Genomic DNA, 20394 nt, shown 5'->3' on the forward strand with positions numbered 1-20394 from the left:
GAGCCACTACGGGCGTGCGAACGAACGATACGACTCGCAGATGGGAGTAGCCTGCGTGTACGACATTCTTCAGGGGACTGCCCTACCGATGACCGACATCCCGTACTCGCCGGACGAGCCGGACCCGGACTGGGTCCGTTTCGCCATGCCGGACGACTTCGTCGACGCCGTGAGGGTCGGGCGAGGTGGCTTCGGCTACGTCTTCAGGGCCCGAGAGCTCTCGCTGTCGCGGACCGTCGCCATCAAGGTCCTGAACCAGCCCAGCTCGACGGAGAAGGCCGACCAGAAGTTCACCCGCGAGCTGCAGGCCATGGGCACGCTCGCCGGCCACCCCCACATCATCACCGTCTACACATGGGGCAAGACGTCAGGCGGGTACCCCTACATCGTCATGGCGTACATGCCCGGCGGGTCCCTGAAGGACCTCGTCGACACCCAGGGCGTCATGGCCTGGCCCGACGCGTTCGCGGCGGGCATCAAGGTCGCAGGCGCGCTGGAGACCGCCCATCGGGCCGGCATCCTGCACCGCGACATCAAGCCCGAGAACATCCTGCTCAACGGGTTCGGCGAACCGTCCCTCGGTGACTTCGGCATCGCCCGTATCACCGGTGGAACCGAGACCGCCACCGGCTCGATCACCGGCTCGTTGTCGCACGTGGCGCCCGAGGTGCTGGAGGGCAACCGTCCCACCGCGTCCGCCGACGTCTACTCCATGGCGTCCACCCTGTACGCGCTGGTGCAGGGCCGTCCGGCCTTCGCCAGCGAGGGGGACGAGACGCTGACGCCGATGCTGGCCCGCATCCTCCTCAACCCGATGCCCCCCGTCACCGCCCAGGAGGTCCCGCCGGACGTCATCGCGCTGATCGAGCAGGGTCTGGCCAAGAAGCCCGAGGACCGGTACCCGTCGGTCGAGGCCTTCGGCAACGCCATGGCCGACGTCCTGTCCGCCCATGGCCTCCGCGCCCCCGGCATGCTGATCCGGGGAGACGCCGACGACGAGGTGTCCGCCTCGGGGGCCAGGACCGGCGAGTTCACGGCCCCGGGTGTCCGGGTCGGCGACCTGCCGACCGTCGACCGGCAGCCGGTGGTCCAGGCCAGCGGCTCGACGACCGGTGAGGGGCTGCTGGTCGGGGCCGCGGCGGCCGAAGCGGGCGCGCCACCCACCCACCGGGTCAGCGAGTCGATCCTGCCACCGACCACTCCGCCCGTCCCGCCTGCCGACCCCTCCTCCCGGCGCGGGCTGTTCATCGGCATCGCCGCCGTGCTCGCCGCGGCGGTCATCGGTGTCGTCGGCGTGGTCGCCCTCGGCGGTGACGACTCGGTCGCCAACGACGACCCGACCCCCACGGAGTCGGTCAGCGCGAGCGAGACCGAGCCCTCCGAGGACGACGGAACCCCGTCGGAGTCCGAGACCGACTCCGTGAAGGAGGGCACGAACGGCCTGGTCATCCCGACGGAGTCCGAGACGCCGACGGAGACCGCCACCCCCACCGAGAGCGCGACCGCGACGGAGGTCCCGGTCGTGGAGACCGTCGAGCCGGCTCCCCAGCCGCAGGCGCCGCCACCGGCGCCGCCGCCTCCGCCACCCCCGCCACCCCCTCCACCGCCGCCGCCGCCTCCACCACCGCCGCCTCCACCGCCGCCGCCTCCACCACCACCGCCACCACCGCCTCCACCACCACCACCCCCACCGCCTCCACCTCCACCCCCACCTCCACCGCCCCCGACGTCGTCGGCTGACTGATGGTGCGGTCGCCGGTGTCCACGGGGCGTGTGGGCCGGCTCGTGCTGGCCCTGGTCCTGGCCACGGCCGGGCTGGCCCTGACAGCGGGGCCGGCCCGTGCCCACACCTCGCTGGTCGCGTCGTCCCCGGCGACGGGGGAACGGCTGGCCTACTCGCCAGACGAGATCGTCCTGACGTTCGCCACCGCGGTCGACCCCCGCACGGTCACCGCCGAGCTGCGCAGCGCCGACGGTGACGTCGTCGCCGTCCAGCCGCTCTCGGGCGAGGCGGGCGAGACCACCGTGGTGGCCTTCGGCGTTCCCCGCCTGCCGCACGCCGTCTACGGACTGGCGTGGCAGTCGATCGGGGACGACGGCCACCGGGTCCTCGGCGAGGTCCTCTTCGGCGTCGGCACGGAGGTCGGCGGGACGACGAGCGTGGCCGGCGGGGCCACCCTGACCGCGAGGACGCTGGACACGGCCGGACTGGCCCTCCGGATCGCCTGGTACGTCGCCCTCGCCCTCCTCGCGGGTGCGGCCGCGGTGGGGCACGCAGGACTGGCCGGCCGGATCACCCGACGCCGGATCGGCGGGTTGCTCCTCGCCAGCGCCGTCGTGGCGCTCGGCCGCGGTGGGGTGGCGCTGGCGGTCCTGCTGGAGGCCGGCGCCGGCGACCTCGCCTGGACCTCACGCGGCACGGTGGGGTTCGCCGCCGTCGGCGTGCTCCTCGGGCTGCTCGCGATCGGGAGCACACGAACGGGGGCACGGACCACCGGCCGCATCCCCACGACCCCGGCGCTGGTCGCGCTGGTCGTCGCCGTCGTGGGCGGGACCCTCGCCGGACATGCCCTCTCCCGTGAGGATCCCTTGCTCGCGGTCACCTTCGGCATCCTCCACCTGGGCGCTGCCGCGGCCTGGACCGGCCCGCTGCTCGTGATGTTGCTCGTCGCCGGCACTCCGGCATGGCGAGCGCTGGACCGTGAAGAACGCACCCTGCAGCTGCGGGCATCGCTGCGTCGGATGGTCCCCGTCGCCGGGTGGTCCCTGGCGGTCGTCGGGGCCACCGGCCTGCTGCTGGCTGCGCGGGCCTGGTCGGGGATGGAGGGCGGGGTGTTGGTCGCGCTGGTCCTCAAGGCCGTGATCGTGGTCGGTGTCGCCGTGCCGCTCGGCCTGTGGCACCACCGGACACGGGAGGGGTGGGCCGACGTGCCACGCACCGCCCGCGTCGAGGCGCTGGGGCTGGTCGTGGCGCTCGTGCTGGGCGCCGTGCTGGTCGGCTGGGACCCCGGCTGGGGCCAGGGGACCGGGGGGCTGGACCCGGCCGTCGCCGCCGTGCTGGACGGAACCGCGGACGACCCGACCGTCTGCCGGGACCTGGAGGTCGGCCGGGGCGCCTGCTACCGCTCGACCCTGTCGACGATCCTGGCGACCCAGGGACCGCAGGCCGCCATCGACGCGGCCGTCGCCGCGCAGGCCGTGGACGGCTACGTGGCGGAGAACTGCCATCAGGTCGTGCACGACATCGGCAACGACGCAGCGGAGCAGATCGAGGACATGGCCGACGCCCTGTCCGTCGACGGGTCGGCCTGCTGGTCGGGGTACTTCCACGGCTTCATCGAGGCCCGCCTGGCGGAGATCGACGACGACGCGCTCTCCGGGCAGCTGCCCACCTTCTGCGACGGGGCGGCCGACCCCCGCTACTCCTTCACCCACTACAACTGCCTGCACGGCCTCGGCCACGGGCTGATGCTGCGGGTCGACGCCGACCTGTTCGAGGCGTTGCCGTTGTGCCGTGACCTCGAGGAGTTCTGGCTGGTCCGGTCCTGCGCCAGCGGCGCGTTCATGGAGAACGTCATGGCTGCCCAGCAGGGGCTGACCACGCCCGGCGTACCCGCCGACGACCTGCGATATCCCTGCACCGAGGTCGACGACGACCTGGCCGAGGACTGCTGGATGATGCAGACATCGATGATCATCTGGCGGCTCGGCGGCGACATCCCCGGAGCCTTCGAGTGGTGTGACAGCGTCGAGGGGCTCAACCGGACGGCGTGTTATCGCTCGATGGGCCGCGACATCTCCTCCATCGCCGCACTGGACCCCGACGGCGTGATCGAGCGGTGCAGCATGGGATCGGCCGACGCGGCCCACTGGTGCATCGAGGGTGCGGCGTCCAACGCCGTGTACGAGACCTCCGCACGCGAGTCCGCCGACGCGCTGTGCGCCGCCGTGCAGCCGGACTGGACCGGTCCCTGCGAGGCAACCCGTGACCAGGCGCTGGCCACGGTGGCGCTCGGTTGAGGTCCTGGGGTTCGAAAGGGTTTCGGTCCGGGGTAGACCTTGGACGTGATCACTTTCTCCTGCGACCGCTGCACCCAGCTGGTCTTCTTCGACAACACCTCCTGCACCCGCTGCGGCACCGACCTGGTCCTCGACCCCGCGACGTGGGCGATGCGCTCGGCAACGGCCGATGACGTGCGGTGCGCCAACCGCGAGCACGGCTGCCCGTGGGTCACCGAGAACGGCGAGCAGTACTGCCGATCCTGCCGGCTGACCCGCACCCGCCCCTCCCTGGACGACCCGGAGATCGCGGCGGAATGGCGCCGCGCGGAAGCGGCCAAGCGCCGGCTGGTCTTCCAGCTGGAGCGCATGGGCCTCGACGTGCAGGGGGCCACGTTCGACCTGCTGTCCAGCCGGGACGAACAGGTCATCACCGGCCACGCCGACGGGGTCATCACCCTGGACCTGGCCGAGGCCGACGACGTCGAGCGCATCCGCATCCGCGAGCAGATGGACGAGCCCTACCGCACCCTGCTCGGGCACTTCCGCCACGAGATCGGCCACTGGCTGTGGACCCGGTACGTCGACGGGTCCGAGGTGATCGATGACTTCCGACGGGTGTTCGGCGACGAGCGGGCCGACTACGGCGAGGCCCTGGAGGCCCACTACGACGCCGAACCGCCGGAGGGCTGGGCCGACTCCTACGTCTCGACCTACGCCACCGCCCACCCGTGGGAGGACTTCGCCGAGACCGTCGCCCACTGGCTGCACATCACCGACGTCCTGGAGACCGCGGGGGCGTTCGGCGTCAGCGTCGACGGCGCGCACGAGGTGCTGACCTCCGACCCCGACGACGCAGAACCGGACAACGACACCATGCCGGAGCTGATCCAGGCCTGGCTGCCGTTGACCTACGCCCTCAACGCCATCAACCGCTCCATGGGCCATGACGACCTGTACCCGTTCGTGCTCGCCCCGACGGTCATGTCCAAGCTCGGCTGGGTCCACCGCCGCCTGACCGACGTCTCGGCCTGACCGACGTCCCGACCTGACCGACGTCCCGACCCGACTGGCCCTCAGCCGCGGGTTCGGTGGGCGGCGATGGCCTGCTGCCAGCCGTCCACCGTGCGCCGGGCCGACGCCTCGGGGGAGAGGGTCCGCCGCACGCGCTGGCCGGCCCGCACGACCGCCGGAAGGTCGGGGTCGTGGAGGGACTCGCGGATCCTGGCGGTCATGGACTCGACGTCGCCCACCCGGACCAGCAGCTGGTCGTCGAGCACGTCGCGCACGCCGCCCGAGTCGGTGGCGACGATCGGCCGGCCCATCAGCGCCGCCTCGGCCGCCACGAGGCCCAGCCCCTCGGCGTGGGAGGGCTGCACGACCACCTCCGCGGCGGCGTACTCCGCGGGTAGGTCGAGCGGGTCGACCCGGCCGGGAAGCTGCAGCTCGACGCCCCGCTCGTGCGCCCTGATCGCCAGGTCGCGGGCGGCGGGTCCGTCGCCGACCAGCCGCAGCACCACCCGGTCCTCCAGCCCGGCCACGGCGTCGATGAGGTCGGCGAAGCCCTTCTCCGGCACCAGCCGCCCCACGCCCAGCACGATCGGTCGGTCCAGGGACATCTGCGGCTCGACGTCGGTGAACCGGGCGATGTCCAGGGGCATGGGGTTCAGCCCGTCGACCCGCCGGCCCACGGCCGACCGGGTCCGGCGCGCCAGCGAGGTCGAGACGACCTCCAACCGGTCGGCCCCGTCCAGCGCCCACCGGGCCAGGGGCCGCAGCCCGGGACGCCCCTCGACGATCCCGATGTCGGTCCCGTGCAGGTGCACCACGACGGGAACGTCGACCCGGGCCATCCGCGCGATGATCGCCCCGGGCATCCACCAGTGGACGTGCACCACGTCGGGCGTCCATCGCCGGACGGCACGGCGGAGCGCGCCGGCCATCAGGGTCATCATCGAGGCGACCAGCGGTGGGCCGGTGGGTTGCAGGGCGATGCGGTGCATCTCACCGCGGTAGGCCAGGACCTCGCGGTCCTCCGGGGCGTAGCGCACGAACCGGACCGGCGTGTCCTCGATGACGTCGACCTCCGGCAGCCCCGCATCGTGGGGGGCGATGACCCGGACGTCGTGGCCGTCGGCGCGGAGGGCGGCCGCCCACGTCGACAGGAACGCCGCCGACGGATCGCCGTCCCACCGGGGGAACACGTGGGTCAGCGCGATGGCTCGCACGCTCAGGCGTCGCCGTCGAGGGGGTCGATGGGATCCACACCGGGGGCGAGTGTCCGCCGGATCCGGTAGGGGACCTGCTCCCGGGACGCCGAGTGCCGCAGCACGTCACCGATGAAGCCGGTGCCGACGAGCTGCACCCCGACCAGCAGGGAGAGGATGCCGAACTGCAGCAGCGGGCGCTGGCCGATGCCCGCACCGGTGGCCAGCTTCAGCACCGACAGGTAGGCGAGGATCAGGAAACCAACCGCGGACAGCAGCGCACCCACGCCACCGAACAGGTACAGCGGCCGGTCGGCGAACCGGGTCAGGAACAGGACCGTCAGCAGGTCCAGCATGGTCTTGGGGAACCGCGTCAGGGACAGGTACTTCGACGTGCCCGCCTGACGGGGACGGTGGGTCACGGCGACCTCGCCGACCCTGAAGCCCAGGTCATGGGCCAGCACCGGGACGAAGCGATGGAACTCGCCGTACAGCGGCATCTCCTCCACCACCTCGCGCTTGAGCAGCTTGAAGCCAGTGTTGAAGTCGTGCAGGTCCAAGCCGGTGAAGGTGCGGGTCGCGGCGTTGTACCCCCGGCTGGTCCAGCGCTTGGCCCGACGGTCGATGCGGGCGGCCCGCCAGCCGCCGACAAGGTCCAGGTCCTCCCGCTCCATCGTGGCCAGCAACGTGCCGATCTCGGCCGGGACGTCCTGCCCGTCGGCGTCCAGCGTCACCAGCAGCTCGCCGCGGGCGACGTCGAACCCGGCGGCCAACGCCGCGGACTTGCCGAAGTTGCGCCGCAGCACCACGACCCGGACGGTGTCGGGGTCGCCCAGGTGCAGCTTCTCCAGCTCCTCGGTGGAGCCGTCGCTCGACCCGTCGTCGACGTAGACGATCTCGCTGCTGACATCCATGGCGTGCAGGGCCTCGACCAGCTCGGCATGGAACGCCGGCAGCGACTCGATCTCGTTGTAGACGGGCACGACCGCGGAGAGGGTGACAGGCGTGCGCATCGCGGTTCAGGGTACGCGGCGCCGAGCTCGCGGGGCCTGACCCCCCGACCGGTCATGGGGCACGAAGGGGTCGATCCGGGCAGGGCTCGCCTGATGGCCACCCGGTCCACCCGGCTCCATCGGGCCGCGCCCGTACACTTCCCACGTCCCATGCGAGCCGGCGTCAGCACGCCCGCGCTCGCCCTCCCTCTTCCTCCCAGGAGCCAGAGCGCCCGATGTCGACCCCCACCGATGCCACCCTGTCCACCGGCCTTCGCCAGGAGCAGCCGACGGTCAGCGTGGTCGTGGTCAACCTCAACGGTCGCGACCTCCTCGCCCCGTGCCTGACCAGCCTCGTCCGGCAGACCCACGAGTCCGACCGGCTGGAGATCATCCTGATCGACAACGCCTCGACCGACGGGTCGGTGGAGATGGTCCGCAAGGACTTCCCCGAGGTCCGGATCCTGGTCAACGACAGCAACGTGGGCTTCGCCCCGGCCGTCAACCAGGGTGCCGAGGTCGCCAACGGCGAGTACCTGGCGCTGCTGAACAACGACGCCGAGGCCGACCCCAACTGGATCGCCGCGGCGGTGGCCTACCTGACCTCCCACGAGGAGGTCGGCTGCCTCGGCTCGCTGATCCTGCGCGACGACCGCGAGACCATCGACTACGCCGGCGGCCGCATGGCGTTCAACGGCATGGGCTACGCCAACAAGGTCGAGCAGTCCGCGTGGGAGAACCCCAACTTCGCCGAACGCACCCTGTTCGCCTCCGGCGGCGCCATGGTCGTGCCGACCCAGCTGTTCCTCGACGTCGGCGGGTTCGACGAGTCCTTCTTCGCCTTCTTCGAGGACGTCGACTTCGGCTGGCGCCTGTGGGTCCTGGGCCACGAGGTGCACTTCGTGCCCTCCTCCAAGGTCTTCCACCGCCATCACGGCACGATCAAGCGCTTCGGCTACGCCCGCGAGCGCTACCTGCTTGAGCGCAACGCCCTTGCCACCATCTTCAAGAACTACGGCGACGACCTGCTGGCCCGGACCCTGCCCAGCGCGGTCCTGCTCACGCTGATGCGTGGGCTGACCGACCTGACCGAACGCGACGGGTTGCCCGACTTCTCCATCGTCGAGGGGGCCAAGAACCTCGACGACGAGGACTTCCCCGTTCCCGCGATCACCGCCGCCCACCTTGCGGCGATGCGGGACTTCGGCCGCAGCATCTCCAACCTGACGGCCAAGCGCAACGCCATCCAGGACAAGCGCGAACGGCCCGACTCCGAGATCCTGCCGCTGTTCAAGGAGACGCTGCGTCCCAACGTCAACGGCCGTGAGTACCTCGAGGTGTGGAACGCCGTGGAGAAGGCGTTCGACCTGTACGAGCACCTGGTCCACAAGACCCACGTGTTGATCATCACGGGCGACACCCTCAGCGAGCGCATGGCCGGCCCGGCGATCCGCTGCTTCGAGATGGCCACGGTCCTGCACGACGCCGGGTTCGACGTGACCCTTGCGTCGATGTCACCGCCCAGCGTCCACAGCCGGGGCTTCACCGTCACCTGGACCGGGGCGCCCGGCGGCATCAACGCGCTGCTCGACGTCGCCGACATCGTCATCTTCCAGGGCTTCGTGATGCACGCGATCCCCGAGATCGAGGCCTTCGACGGCCCGGTCATCGTCGACATCTACGACCCCTTCCACCTGGAGGGGATGAGCCACCGCAAGCACGAGCTGGAGTGGCAGCGCTACGCCACCCACAACTCCGACACCGACGTGCTGAACAAGCAGCTGCAGCGGGGCGACTTCTTCGTCTGCGCCTCGGAGAAGCAGCGGGACTTCTGGCTGGGCCAGATGTCGGCGCTCAAGCGCATCAACCCCGCCACCTTCGACGAGGACGAGTCGCTGCGGTCGCTGATCGACATCGCACCCTTCGGGTTGCCGGCGGGCCAGCCGATCAAGACCGAGGAGCGGGTGCTCCGCGGGGTCGTCGACGGCATCGAGGAGGACGACTTCCTGCTGCTGTGGGGCGGCGGGATCTACAACTGGTTCGACCCGCTGACGCTGATCAAGGCCGTCGGGCGTGTCGCCGAGGACCACCCCGACGTGAAGCTGTGGTTCATGGGGTCGGCCCACCCCAACCCCGACGTGCCGAAGATGCAGATGGCGTCGTCGTCCTACAACCTTGCCGTCGAGCTCGGCCTGCTGGGCACCCACGTGTTCTTCAACGACGGCTGGATCGACTACACCCAGCGGCAGAACTACCTGATGGAGGCCGACGTCGGCGTCTCCACCCACTACGAGCACCTCGAGACGCGGTACTCCTTTCGCACCCGCATCCTCGACTACATCTGGTGCGAGCTGCCGATGGTGGCCACCGAGGGCGACACGCTGTCGTTGCTGGCCAAGGAGCGGGGGCTGGGCATCACCGTCCCGCCGGAGGACGTCGAGGCGTGCGCCGACGCGATCCGTCGCCTGCGCAACGACAAGGACCTGTACCAGGAGTGCGTGGACAACCTCGCGGCCATCAAGCCCGAGATGACGTGGGAACGGGCCGTGGCGCCGATCGTTGAGTTCTGTCGCAGCCCCCGTCGGGCCGCCGACACCTCCCACAAGCGACACGACTACATCGCGTCCAACTTCACCCTGGCCGACGTCGTCCCGGAGCGCTCGCCGTACTACTACGCCAAGCGCTTCATCGGCACCGCCACCGCACAGGGGCCGAGGACCGCGCTGATCCACGCCAAGAACATCATCAAGCACTACACCGCCGGCCGATGACCAGCGGCGGGCGGTCGACGCAGGGGCTGCCCCGGCTGCTGTCGTGGCTGCCGGCGCCCCTGCACGATCCCGCCCAGCGGCCACGCCTGCTCGGCTGGTTCGGGGTGGGCATGGTCGTGCGCCTGCTGATCGCCCCGTTCACCGTCAGCGCCGACATGCTGGCGGTCTACTGGCGCAGCCACCTCATCGCCTACGACGGGGCGGTCTACAGCGACTACCTGGTCAACATGGGCGCGCACTACACCCACGCGTTGTCCCTGCGGATCCTGGACCCGTTGCTTCCCCCTGCCGACGTGCTGTGGACCGACCCGTGGTGGTGGGCCGACGGTCCGGCGCTGACCGCGCAGTTCCAACGACAGTTCGTCGACACCGAGGGCATCTTCGGCACCCTGCTGACGCTCAAGCTGCCCTACCTGGCCTTCGACATCGCCGCGGGCCTGCTGATCCTGGCGCTCGTCGCCCACGCCGCCCCCAGGCACGTCACCCGGGCCTGGGCGTTCTGGATGCTCTCGCCGATCGGCCTGTACGCCACGTATGCGTTCGGCCGCTACGAGATGTTCGCGGTGGCGTTGGTCGTCGCGGCCCTCTGGGCCTGCGAGCGGGAGCACCCGTGGTGGGGGGCGGTCCTGCTCGGGCTGGCCATCACCATGCGCGGCTACCCGATCGTGCTGGTCCCGATCTTCGGCCTGATCGTCATGCGTCGACCGCTTGCCCGGCTGGGCTGGGCCGCCCTGTCGTTGCTGCCGTTCGCGGTGGTCATGTGGACCAACACGCTGCTGGCCGACACGGTCGGGGAGTTCTCCCGGCTGCGCGACTACTCCACCGGGTCCACCTTCCTGGCCTACACCATCCCCGTCGACGGGGTCGGGCCGATCTACCTCTTCGGGCTCTTCGCCATCGGGCTGTTCGGTGTCCTGATCGGCCGCGCGTACGGCTGGTGGGGTAGCGGGCCGGTGCCGGTGGCCGAGCTGTGGGTCTGGCTGGCCCTGTTCCACTTCGGCATGTTCGCGCTGACGACGTTCAGCGCCCACTACTTCGCCTGGGTCACCCCCTTCGTCGCGCTGGCCCTGGCCCGACGTCCCGAGTGGCGTGGGATGTTGTGGTTGCACCTGCTGCAGGTCGGCGCGGTGCTGGCCCTGGCCGACCTGTACGGCGGCCCGGGCACGACCTGGGGCCTGCTGCAGCCGCTGCAACCCGACGTCGTGGACGCCGTCCCCAACCTGCGCGAGGCGTTGCTGACGTCACCGGAGTTGGTCGAGCAACTCGCGGGGGCCCTCCGCACGGCGTTCGTCGCGCTGATGGCGCTGACGTGCTGGCCGCTGGTCAGCTGGCTGCGGGACCGCAGCCGGGACGCAGTGGCAGCGGGGATGCACTTCGATGGTCCGGGCGCGGACGTCGTCGGTGGTGTCTCAGCTGCGTCGGGGTCGCAGCCCACGCACGGCGAGGGCGACGCCGCCGACCATGGCGAGGACCCAGAGGGTCGCGAAGACCGGTTCGGCCAGCAGCCGGCTTCCCGCTGAGGCAACGACCTCCCCGAGCTGCACGAGGGCAGCGCCCGGGCCGGCCGCGCCGCGCACGCGGAACGCGAGGTCGCCCGCTCGGGGCAGGCCGTCGACGACCAGCTCGCCGTCCTCGTAGGGGTCGTTGGGCACGCCCGCGGAGCGGACCTGCGGGCTGGCCGGCGTGTTCGCCCACACCGCAAGGCGTGTCGCCCCCTCCCACGACAGCTCGGCGAGGACGACGTCGGGCACGTCGACGGGGGTGTCGAACCGCAGGGACACCCACGTGGCGTCGGCCAGCTCGGTCCCCGCGACGGAGGTCCGTGCGATGCGCTGACCGGTGTCGGGGTCACGCAGCGCCAGCGTCAGTGTGCCGTCGGGGTCGGCAGGTGCGGTGTAGGTCGCCACCTGCACGTCAAGGCCGGTGATGGCGTCCCCGGCCGGGTTGATCGTCTGGCCGACGGTCGTCCCCTCGTCCAGCGGCAGCGGACCGTTGTGGGTCGGCTGGAACGGCTCGCCCCCGGTGCGTGCACAGCCGGTCAGCACCAGCAGGGCAACGACCGCCAGGCAGGCGAGGCAGGAACGAGGGGGAGGCATCCCGAACAGTGTTGCGTGGATCGTCCTCCCTCGGCGGACGTTCGGACAGGGTGGCCGTGTGGACCATGCGTCAGGCTCTCGTGACACCCCGACAATCCCACGCAGCAATCGACGACGGGGAACACAACGTCATGGCAAACCATTCCGCTCGGCCGGCGCCGTCACCGCCTGCCGGCACCATCAGCTCGCCCGGGCTCGTCCGGCACGGTCGCCTCGACCGACGCCTGCTCCTGGGCGGCCTGCTCGGTGGCGCTGCCACGCTGGCGCTGCCCGCCACCGCAGCCCGCGCCGCGACGGCCACCCGCGCGAGCAACGACCCGATGGCCGTCATGGTCCAGCGGATCAACGACTACCGGGTGTCCAACGGTCGCGCGCCGCTGCCGCTCGACCATCAGCTGTCCGCCGTCGCCCAGTCGTGGAGCGAGCACCAGCGCAACCGTGGGTCCATGGGCCACAACGGCAACCGCATGGCCCAGTACGGCTGGGCCGTCGAGACCGACGGTGAGATCGTCGCCACGGCCTCCGCGTCGGGTGAGACGGCCGCCCAGCTGGCGAACCGGTGCGTCGACGGCTGGATCGGGTCCTCCGGCCACCGGGCGATCATGCTGGGCGACTGGACCGACATGGGGCTGGGCTGGGCGGTCACGTCCAGCGGCCGGCTGTACGCGACGGGCAACTTCATCCGCACGCCGGTGCCCTCTGCCGGACAGGAGGCGCTGGCGCAGTCCCGCGAGCTGATCGGCGACGGGAGCGCCGGCCGGGCCGTGGTGGTCCGCGGCGACCTCGCCGCCGACGCGCTGGCCGCGGCCGGACTGGTCGACGGCAACACCCCGCTGCTGATGACCCGCCCCGACCAACCCCTCCACGGGTGGCTCCTCGACGAGCTGCGCCGGGCACTCGGCGGCGGCGGCACCGTCCACCTCGTCGGTGGTGCGCTGCACGGCGACATCGACGGGCAGATCCGCAGCATCGGCGCGAACCCCGTGCGGCTGCGCGGCAGCTCCCGCTACGAGACGGCGGCGATGGTCGCCCACGAGGTCGGCTCCCTGCGAGGGACGCCGTGGCGGGTCTTCCTCGCCAACGGTGACGGCTGGGCGGACGCCGTCGCGGCCGGCGCCTTCGCGGCCCGCTTCGGGACCCCGGTCGTGCTGACCGGCCGCGGATCGCTGCACGATGCGGCCAGGAGCGTCCTCGACCGCTGGCCCGAGGCCGACCGCGTCGTCGTCGGCGGCGACGTGATGGTCGACGAATCGGTCGTGCACGCCGCTGGGGCGTGGCGCCTGACCGGGACCGACCGGGCCGACACCGGTGGCCGGGTCATGCTCGACGCCTGGTCGACGCGTGCCGAACCCGGGTCCGCGCTGGTCGTGAGCCCGGGCTGGACCAACGACGGCTGGGCGACCGCGCTGGCGACCACGACGTTCTCGGCCCGTCACTCGGCCCCGCTGCTGTTCGCCGGCGACGGCATGCCCCGTCCCGTGGCCGACGCGGTCCGCCAGGCCGGCTTCGGCCCCGGCGCCCCGGCGGCGCTGCGGTTCGTTCGCAACGTCAGCCACGCGGCCCGCGAGGAGTTCGTCGCCGCCACCACCTGATCCGACGTCCCGACGCGGTGACCGGCGCGATCGGGGCCTGCGTCGTCGATGGACGATGATCGGCGCGATCCGCTGCTGGTCCCGGCGCGATGACCGGCGCGATCGGGGCCTGCGTCGTCGATGGACGATGATCGGCGCGATCGGATTCGTCCGCACCCGCATCCCTCCGGACCGACCGGGCGTCCAAGCACGGACGGGTGTCCACGCACGGAGGGGCGCCGCGTAACCTGACCGTCGTGCGGCACGTAGAACACCTCGATGGAGGGGCGGGACCCCGCCGCAGGTCAACACCGATCCCGCAAGGAGCAGTCGTGAACACATCGTCATGGCCACGAGCCGCTGGCCACACCCGGGTGGGGACGCTCGTCGCGTTCGTCGTCGTGGCGCTCGCCGCAGCGACGCTGGTCGCCGTACCGACGCCGGCACGCGCCGCGTCGAACTACGACAACGTCACCCAGGTCCTGGTCGACAACTTCGTGGACGCCGCTGTCCAGATCTCCGCGGCACGCACGCCGCTCGGCACTGACGCCGTCGTCCTGGCCACCGAGTCGAACTTCCCCGACGGCCTGACGGCCTCCGCCGTTGCCGCTGAGGTCGACGGGCCGGTGATGTTCACCGAGTCCGACTCGTTGCCACAGGCGACCGCCGCCGAGATCGACCGGCTGCTCGACGCCGGCGACACCGTGTACGTGATGGGTGGCACCTCGGCCATCGGCACCGCGGTCACCGACGACCTCGGCGACTACACGGTCCAGCGCATCGAGGGCCCGACCCGCCTGGAGACCGCCATCGCCGCCGCTGACCTGGTCGGCGTGCCGAGCGACGGCACCGTCCTCCTGGCCCGCGCCTTCGGGCCCGACGGGGCCGGCACGACGTCGGATCGCACCACGGGATGGGTCGACGCGATCAGCTGTGGGGCCTACGCCGCCGCCAACGGCATCCCGATCTACCTGAGCGAGACCGACCAGCTGAGCGACGCCACCCGGGCGGCGCTGGAGTCCTCCAGCGCCACCGACGTCATCATCTGCGGCGGCACGGCAGCCATCAGCACCGCGGTGGCCGACGCCCTGCGGACCCTCGGCCTGCAGGTCGACCGCGTGGAGGGGCCGACGCGCGTCGAGACCGCCATCGACGCCGCCCAGGACCTGTTCGGCCACATCAGCGCCGGTGGCCACGACTTCACCGTGATCAACGGCTACGGCGAGAACTTCGGCTACGGACTGGCGGCAGCACCGCTCGGCAACCCGATCCTGATGGTCGGCACCTCCGAGCCGACGGCCTGCGACGACGCCACCCAGCCGTCCCGCGAGACCCTCTGCTACCTCGGCACCGGCACCAGCAACGTCCCGGCCGAGCTGCTGGTCATCGGTGACGAGACCGTCATCCGCGACACCGTCTCCAACGCGCTCGGCGACGCCGCCGGCGGCGAGGAGACCGACGACCCGAGCCAGTTCCCGGCGCTGCCCGCGCCGACCGACGTGGACGCAGTCGACGACATCGACGACGACGGCACCCGCGCGACGGTCACGTGGGACGAGGTCGCCGACCCCAACAACATCCTCCTCGGCTACAACGTCTACGTCGACGGCGAGAAGCAGGGCTCGTCGACCCCGACGGTCGCCCGGGACATCGAGACCTACGTGCTCGGCGGCCTGACCCCCGACGAGGAGGTCACCGTCACGGTGACCACCCTCGACGCCGCCGAGCGGGAGTCCGACCCGTCCGCCGGTGCCACCGTCACCCCCGAGGACGAGGTGCCCGCAGCCCTGGACACCTTCGACGCCAACGCCGGCAACGGGGAGGTGACCCTCACCTGGGAGCGCGGTCCGGCCGACACCGCCGAGTACGTGCTGTCCCGCAGCACCAGCGCAACCTGCCCCGGCGGCACCTACGCCGAGGTGGAGACCATCACCGACGGACGTCGGACGACCTACACCGACGGCGACGTCACCAACGGCACGACCTACTGCTACCGGCTGGTCGTGGTCGACGAGGCCGATCAGGCGAGCGACCCCGCCAACGCCGGCCCGGTCACCCCCAACGTGGGCACCCCGCAGGTGTCCATCCAATCCCCCTCCACCGATGACACCGTGTACTACGGGCCGGACCTGGTCGTGGAGTACACCGTCACCGACACCGACACCGACCCCGAGGACCTGAAGGCCACCTGGCAGGTGTCCTACGACGGTGGGGCGGGCCCCTACGTCGACATGGTCAACGGCACCAACGTCGCCGTGGACTTCGTGGACGACGACGACGACGGCAAGGCCACCTTCGTCGCGCGGATGTGCCCGGCCAACGACAGCACCTCCACCAACTGCATCCGCGACGCCGCGGACACCAACCTGCGCCTGCGGGTCACCGTGACCGACGGCACCACTTCGGAGCGGGCGTTCACCCCCGACCTCGACCTGGTCCGCAACCCCCCGCCCGTCGAGGGGCTGGCCGTCACCGACGCCGCCGGTCAGGTCAACCTCGAATGGGCCCGTGTCCCGGTCCCGTCCACCCTCGTGTCCGGCTACCGGATCGAGCGGGCCGAGGTGCGCGTCCAGTCCGGCAACGAGGACGCGGGCGTCGAGGTCTGCGACGCGGCGCTGCAGTACGACGACGTGCAGGGCAGCCCCGTCCCCCAGCCCGCCAGCGGTGCGACCGTGACGTTCCCCGACACCACCGTGGACGAGGGCGACCAGCTGTCGGACTTCGTCTACTGCTACCGCGTGTACACCGTGCGGGCCACCCCGTCCCTGGAGAGCCCGAGCCGCCTCGGCGCAGGCAACCCGCTGGAGACCGCAGGGGTCGGGGTCACCATCACCGACCCGGCCAACAACGGCAGCCTGGACACCGGTACCCGCGAGACGATCACCTACAAGCTGGACATCCCCGCCGGGCAGTCGGTCACCAACGTGTCGCTGTTCTACTGCGTGGACTACCGCCGGTCGAACCCGCTCGCCGACCCCGCCTGCCAGGACAGCGGTGGCTTCACCCAGATCACCGCGGCCAACGGCCTTGTGGGGACCCCGTCCACGGCCGCCGGCACCAGCAGCGTGCAGTGGGACGTCCCCGCGAGCATCAACCAGGGCGACTCCCAGAAGGGGGCCATCGAGGTCCGCACCAACGGGGGCAACGGCCGCGTGATCGGCATCCTGTTCGTGTGACGCGACCGTCGTGACCCATCCGTCCCGGACCCGACCGTCCTGACCGAGAACGCCCGCCGGATCATCCGGCGGGCGTTCTTCGTGGAGGGCCGGGTGCCGGCACCGTCCGTCGGGTCAGCCGCCACGGGCCCCACCGCTGGCACACTGGGTGACCACACATGAGCACTCCCACCGCTGTGGCCAGCGAGGTGTGGCAATCCCGTGACCTGCTGCGGAACCTGATCTCCAAGGAGCTCAAGGTTCGTTACAAGGGGTCGGTCCTGGGATTCGCCTGGTCCCTGGTCACCCCGCTCCTCATGGCCGCCGTCTTCACGGTGGTCTTCGCCACGTTCCTGCGTGTCCCGTTCGGCAACGGCAACTTCACGGTGTTCTTCCTCGCCGGCTACCTGGTGTGGCAGTTCTTCCAGAACTCCGTCACCGCGTCGGCCGGCTCGATCATCGGCAACGGCCCGCTGATCTCCAAGGTCTACTTCCCGCGCGAGCTGATCCCGTTCTCGCTGGTCATCTCCCAGGGCGTGCACCTGCTGCTCGCCCTGCTCGCCGTGACCCCGCTGATCCTGTACTACCGCGGCTTCCACCCGCAGCTGCTGCCCGCGATCGTGGTGGCGCTGCTGCTGATCAGCCTGTTCACCGCGGGCGTCTCGATGTTGTTCGGTGCCCTGACGGTGAAGTTCCGCGACCTGCTGGAGCTGCTGCAGGTCCTGATGATGACCTGGTTCTACCTGACGCCGGTCATCTACTCCATCGAGACCGTCCGGGGCCTGTCCAACGGCGAGCGGTGGGTCGACGTGCTGCGGCTGAACCCGATGACCTGGTTCGCCGAGCTGTTCCACACCCTGCTGTACGGGATCGCGTTGCCCATCGACCCCGGCGACCCGACCGGTGGCGTCCCGCACCCGCCGCCCACCATCCCCGACGCCGCAACGTGGCTGTGGTGCCTCGGCTGGGCCGTGTTCGCGTTCACGTTCGGCTACGTCGTGTTCCGCCGTTCCGCGTCCAGCTTCGTGAAGGAGATCTAGCCCGATGGCACGCACCCCCGCCATCCGGGTGGACGGCCTGCACGAGATCTTCAGGATCTACGACGAGGCACCCCCGGGCATCAAGGAGCGGCTGACCAGCTTCCGCCGCGCCCACTACAAGGAGTTCCACGCCCTCGACGGCGTCACGCTCGACATCATGCCGGGCGAGCGGGTCGGGCTGATCGGCCACAACGGCTCGGGCAAGTCCACCCTCCTCAAGTGCATGGCACGGATCCTGCCTGCCGACCGCGGGACCGTGGAGGTCAACGGCCGCATCGCCACCCTCCTCGAGCTGGGCGCCGGGTTCAGCCCCGAGCTGACCGGCCGCGAGAACATGTACCTCAACGGCTCCATCCTCGGGCTGTCCCGAGCCCAGGTGAACGAGAGCTTCGACCGCATCGTCGACTTCGCGGGGGTCCGCGACTTCATCGACACGCCGGTCAAGAACTACTCCTCGGGCATGTACGTGCGCCTCGGCTTCGCGATCGCCGTGCACGTCGACCCCGACATCCTGCTGGTCGACGAGGTCCTCGCGGTGGGTGACCAGACCTTCCAGGAGCGGTCGCTGTCGCGCATGCAGGCGTTCGCCGACGCGGGCAAGACCGTCGTGCTGGTCAGCCATGACCTGGGCTCCATCGAGTCGTTGTGCGACCGGGTCATCCTGCTGGAGGCCGGGAAGGTCGTCTTCGACGGCCCGTCGGCGCAGGCCCTCGCGGAGTACCAGCGCCGGCTGGCCGCCGGCCACGGCGCCACCCTGGAGGTGCCCGACCTCCCCGAGCTGTCCCCGCACGCAAAGGACGGTGAGGAGCAGGACGACGAGGAGGCCATCGACCCGCTGACCCACGCCGTGACCATCGACGACGTGTCGCTGGAGGTCCTCGACGACACCACGATCACCGGTGACGGCGTCGACACCACCGCCCCGGTCGCCCGTCCCGGCAGCCGTGCCCGCCTCGTGGTCACGGCCACGCCGACCGAGCAGCTCGTCGGCGACGGGGGCCTGTACGTCCGCGTGGCTGTCCGTCGCCCCGACCTGAACACCACGCTGTACGAGTCCCGGACGTCCTATCGCGTGCAGTACGTCGCCCCGCCGCCGCCGGGGGCGTCGTTCACCGCCACCGTCCAGCTGTCGCTGAACGTGCTGTCGGGGACCTACCTGTTCGATGTCGAGATCGGCAACGCCGAGACGGAAGCGGTGCACGCCGTGGCCGACAGCGCCGCGCGGGTCGTCGTGCACGGCGACCCGTGGGACGTCGGCATCGCGCCGCTCGACATGCGCTTCGACCTCGACAACCCCGAGGGTGTCTGGCCACCGGACAGCGAACCCCCGGCGATCGCCGAGGGGGGCCCACGACAGCATCCCAGCCCGCTGTGGCAACCCGGCCAGGACGCACCCACCGCCCGTGTGGACGCACCCGCGTCACACCCGGCGGACGAGGCCGCTCGGTGAAGGTGACCGCCTGCGTGGTGTCCTACAACACTGCCGAGCACCTGCCCGGTGCGCTGGAGGGGCTGCTGGCCCAGACCCATCCGGACCTGCACATCGTCGTCGTCGACAACGACTCCCACGACGGCTCGGCCGACGTGGCGCGCCGCTACGGCGACGTCGAGGTCATCGCCAACCGCACCAACAACGGGTTCGCCGGCGGCGCCAACCAGGGGATCGCGAAGGCCACCGACGGGGCGTTCTTCGTCCTCAACCCCGACGTGCGCCTCGCGCCCGACCACATCGCCAACGCCGTCGCCGCCATGGAGGCCGACGACCGGATCGCGGCGGTCCAGGGCCGCCTGTGGCGGATGAGCGAGGCCGACCACTCCCAGCCCGCGATGATCGACGGCCATCGGATGATCGACACGACGGGCCACACCGCGCACACCAACCGGGTGTTCCGCAACCGAGGCGGCGGCGAACCCGACGACGGGCGCTACGACGAACCCGCCGACATCTTCGGCATCTCCGGCTGCGCGGGCCTGTACCGCCTCGACGCGCTGCACGACGTGGCCGTCGACGGCGAGGTCTACGACGAGGACCTGTTCGCCTTCTTCGAGGACGTTGACCTGGACTGGCGGCTGAAGGCCCGGGGTTGGCGGACCCGATACACCCCCGACGCGACCGGGCTGCACGAACGCGGCGGCCAGTTCGCCCGGCGGTCCCGCTTCGTCGAACGGCTCAGCTACCGCAACTGGTTCCTCGTCGTGCTCAAGAACGACGACCCCGTGTCGTTGCTGCGCCAGGGCCACCTGTTCGCCGCCACCACCTGGCTGCGCACCGTCGACATCGCCGTGACGGTGCCCTCGGCCTTCGCGCTTGCCGTCGCTGACGACGTCCGGATGGCGCCGGCGTTCCTCCGCAAGCGCGCGGCGATCGACGCCCGTCGCACCGTCGACAACGGTGACATCGTCGCCGAGTGGTTCGGCGACTTCGACTACCGCGCCTGGTTCGCCGAACGGTTCGGCAGGTCCACGCTCGGTCGTCGGCTGCACACCACCAGCTAGGTCAGCGCACGCCCCTCTCGTGGGGCTGGGCGGACGGGCTGGGCCTGCACCGATCGGCGTGTCGGCC

The 20394-nt window shown here is 71.2% G+C and carries 13 protein-coding genes; 10 read left to right on the plus strand and 3 right to left on the minus strand.

Annotated features, from left to right (window positions below; all coding sequences use genetic code 11):
- Positions 1-88 precede the first annotated feature (88 nt).
- From CUC05_RS00190 to CUC05_RS00200, 3 genes are read left to right on the plus strand one after another with little or no spacing between them, the layout of a single operon-like run.
- Complete coding sequence (locus CUC05_RS00190) at positions 89-1744, plus strand: serine/threonine-protein kinase (RefSeq protein ID WP_170127871.1); 1656 nt, start codon at positions 89-91, stop codon at positions 1742-1744.
- 14 nt (positions 1745-1758) lie between these two features.
- The gene (locus CUC05_RS00195) at positions 1759-4020 is read left to right on the plus strand and encodes a copper resistance CopC/CopD family protein (protein WP_170127872.1); all 2262 of its coding nucleotides are present in this window, start codon (positions 1759-1761) and stop codon (positions 4018-4020) included.
- Between the two features lie 45 nt (positions 4021-4065).
- The gene (locus CUC05_RS00200; RefSeq protein WP_108664064.1) at positions 4066-5034 is read left to right on the plus strand and encodes a zinc-binding metallopeptidase family protein; all 969 of its coding nucleotides are present in this window, start codon (positions 4066-4068) and stop codon (positions 5032-5034) included.
- 41 nt (positions 5035-5075) lie between these two features.
- Here CUC05_RS00200 and CUC05_RS00205 read toward each other — a convergent pair whose 3' ends face one another.
- Positions 5076-6227: a glycosyltransferase gene (locus tag CUC05_RS00205; RefSeq protein ID WP_108664065.1), complete on the minus strand. Its 1152-nt coding sequence runs from the start codon at positions 6225-6227 to the stop codon at positions 5076-5078.
- A gap of 2 nt (positions 6228-6229) precedes the next feature.
- A complete protein-coding gene (locus CUC05_RS00210; RefSeq protein WP_108664066.1) occupies positions 6230-7219 on the minus strand; it encodes a glycosyltransferase family 2 protein in 990 nt (329 codons plus the stop codon).
- A 215-nt stretch (positions 7220-7434) separates the two neighbouring features.
- Between CUC05_RS00210 and CUC05_RS00215 the strand changes: the two genes are divergently transcribed.
- Together CUC05_RS00215 and CUC05_RS00220 are read left to right on the plus strand one after the other, a co-directional pair.
- Complete coding sequence (locus CUC05_RS00215) at positions 7435-9969, plus strand: glycosyltransferase (protein ID WP_108664067.1); 2535 nt, start codon at positions 7435-7437, stop codon at positions 9967-9969.
- Complete coding sequence (locus CUC05_RS00220) at positions 9966-11489, plus strand: glycosyltransferase family 87 protein (protein WP_108664068.1); 1524 nt, start codon at positions 9966-9968, stop codon at positions 11487-11489. The genes CUC05_RS00215 and CUC05_RS00220 overlap by 4 nt, the downstream gene beginning before the upstream one ends.
- Here the strand turns inward: CUC05_RS00220 and CUC05_RS00225 are convergent.
- Positions 11379-12065 (minus strand): hypothetical protein, encoded by a 687-nt coding sequence (locus CUC05_RS00225; RefSeq protein ID WP_108664069.1) that lies wholly within the window; start codon positions 12063-12065, stop codon positions 11379-11381. The genes CUC05_RS00220 and CUC05_RS00225 overlap by 111 nt on opposite strands.
- A gap of 131 nt (positions 12066-12196) precedes the next feature.
- On the opposite strand from CUC05_RS00225, the gene CUC05_RS00230 reads away from it, so the two are divergent.
- The 5 genes from CUC05_RS00230 (at position 12197) to CUC05_RS00250 (ending at position 20327) form a co-directional block, all read left to right on the plus strand.
- Positions 12197-13657 (plus strand): CAP domain-containing protein, encoded by a 1461-nt coding sequence (locus CUC05_RS00230; RefSeq protein ID WP_170127873.1) that lies wholly within the window; start codon positions 12197-12199, stop codon positions 13655-13657.
- A gap of 311 nt (positions 13658-13968) precedes the next feature.
- The gene (locus CUC05_RS00235) at positions 13969-16812 is read left to right on the plus strand and encodes a cell wall-binding repeat-containing protein (protein WP_170127874.1); all 2844 of its coding nucleotides are present in this window, start codon (positions 13969-13971) and stop codon (positions 16810-16812) included.
- Positions 16813-16970: 158 nt separating this feature from the next.
- Complete coding sequence (locus CUC05_RS00240) at positions 16971-17831, plus strand: ABC transporter permease (RefSeq protein WP_108664072.1); 861 nt, start codon at positions 16971-16973, stop codon at positions 17829-17831.
- A 4-nt stretch (positions 17832-17835) separates the two neighbouring features.
- Positions 17836-19281, plus strand: coding sequence for an ABC transporter ATP-binding protein (locus CUC05_RS25205; protein ID WP_114476287.1), 1446 nt, complete (start codon positions 17836-17838; stop codon positions 19279-19281).
- A complete protein-coding gene (locus CUC05_RS00250; protein WP_157965033.1) occupies positions 19278-20327 on the plus strand; it encodes a glycosyltransferase family 2 protein in 1050 nt (349 codons plus the stop codon). Before CUC05_RS25205 ends, CUC05_RS00250 begins: the two co-directional genes overlap by 4 nt.
- The last annotated feature ends 67 nt before the right edge of the window (positions 20328-20394 follow it).

Origin of the sequence: Euzebya rosea (genome assembly GCF_003073135.1) — a bacterium.
Classification (GTDB): domain Bacteria; phylum Actinomycetota; class Nitriliruptoria; order Euzebyales; family Euzebyaceae; genus Euzebya; species Euzebya rosea.

Excerpts from the sequence above, each read along its gene's own strand:
- CUC05_RS00190 (WP_170127871.1), top strand. The coding sequence starts at position 89 with ATGACCGACATCCCGTACTCGCCGGACGAGCCGGACCCGGACTGGGTC.
- CUC05_RS00210 (WP_108664066.1), bottom strand. The coding sequence starts at position 7,219 with ATGCGCACGCCTGTCACCCTCTCCGCGGTCGTGCCCGTCTACAACGAG.
- CUC05_RS00215 (WP_108664067.1), top strand. The coding sequence starts at position 7,435 with ATGTCGACCCCCACCGATGCCACCCTGTCCACCGGCCTTCGCCAGGAG.
- CUC05_RS00220 (WP_108664068.1), top strand. The coding sequence starts at position 9,966 with ATGACCAGCGGCGGGCGGTCGACGCAGGGGCTGCCCCGGCTGCTGTCG.
- CUC05_RS00225 (WP_108664069.1), bottom strand. The coding sequence starts at position 12,065 with ATGCCTCCCCCTCGTTCCTGCCTCGCCTGCCTGGCGGTCGTTGCCCTG.
- CUC05_RS00230 (WP_170127873.1), top strand. The coding sequence starts at position 12,197 with ATGGCAAACCATTCCGCTCGGCCGGCGCCGTCACCGCCTGCCGGCACC.
- CUC05_RS00240 (WP_108664072.1), top strand. The coding sequence starts at position 16,971 with ATGAGCACTCCCACCGCTGTGGCCAGCGAGGTGTGGCAATCCCGTGAC.
- CUC05_RS25205 (WP_114476287.1), top strand. The coding sequence starts at position 17,836 with ATGGCACGCACCCCCGCCATCCGGGTGGACGGCCTGCACGAGATCTTC.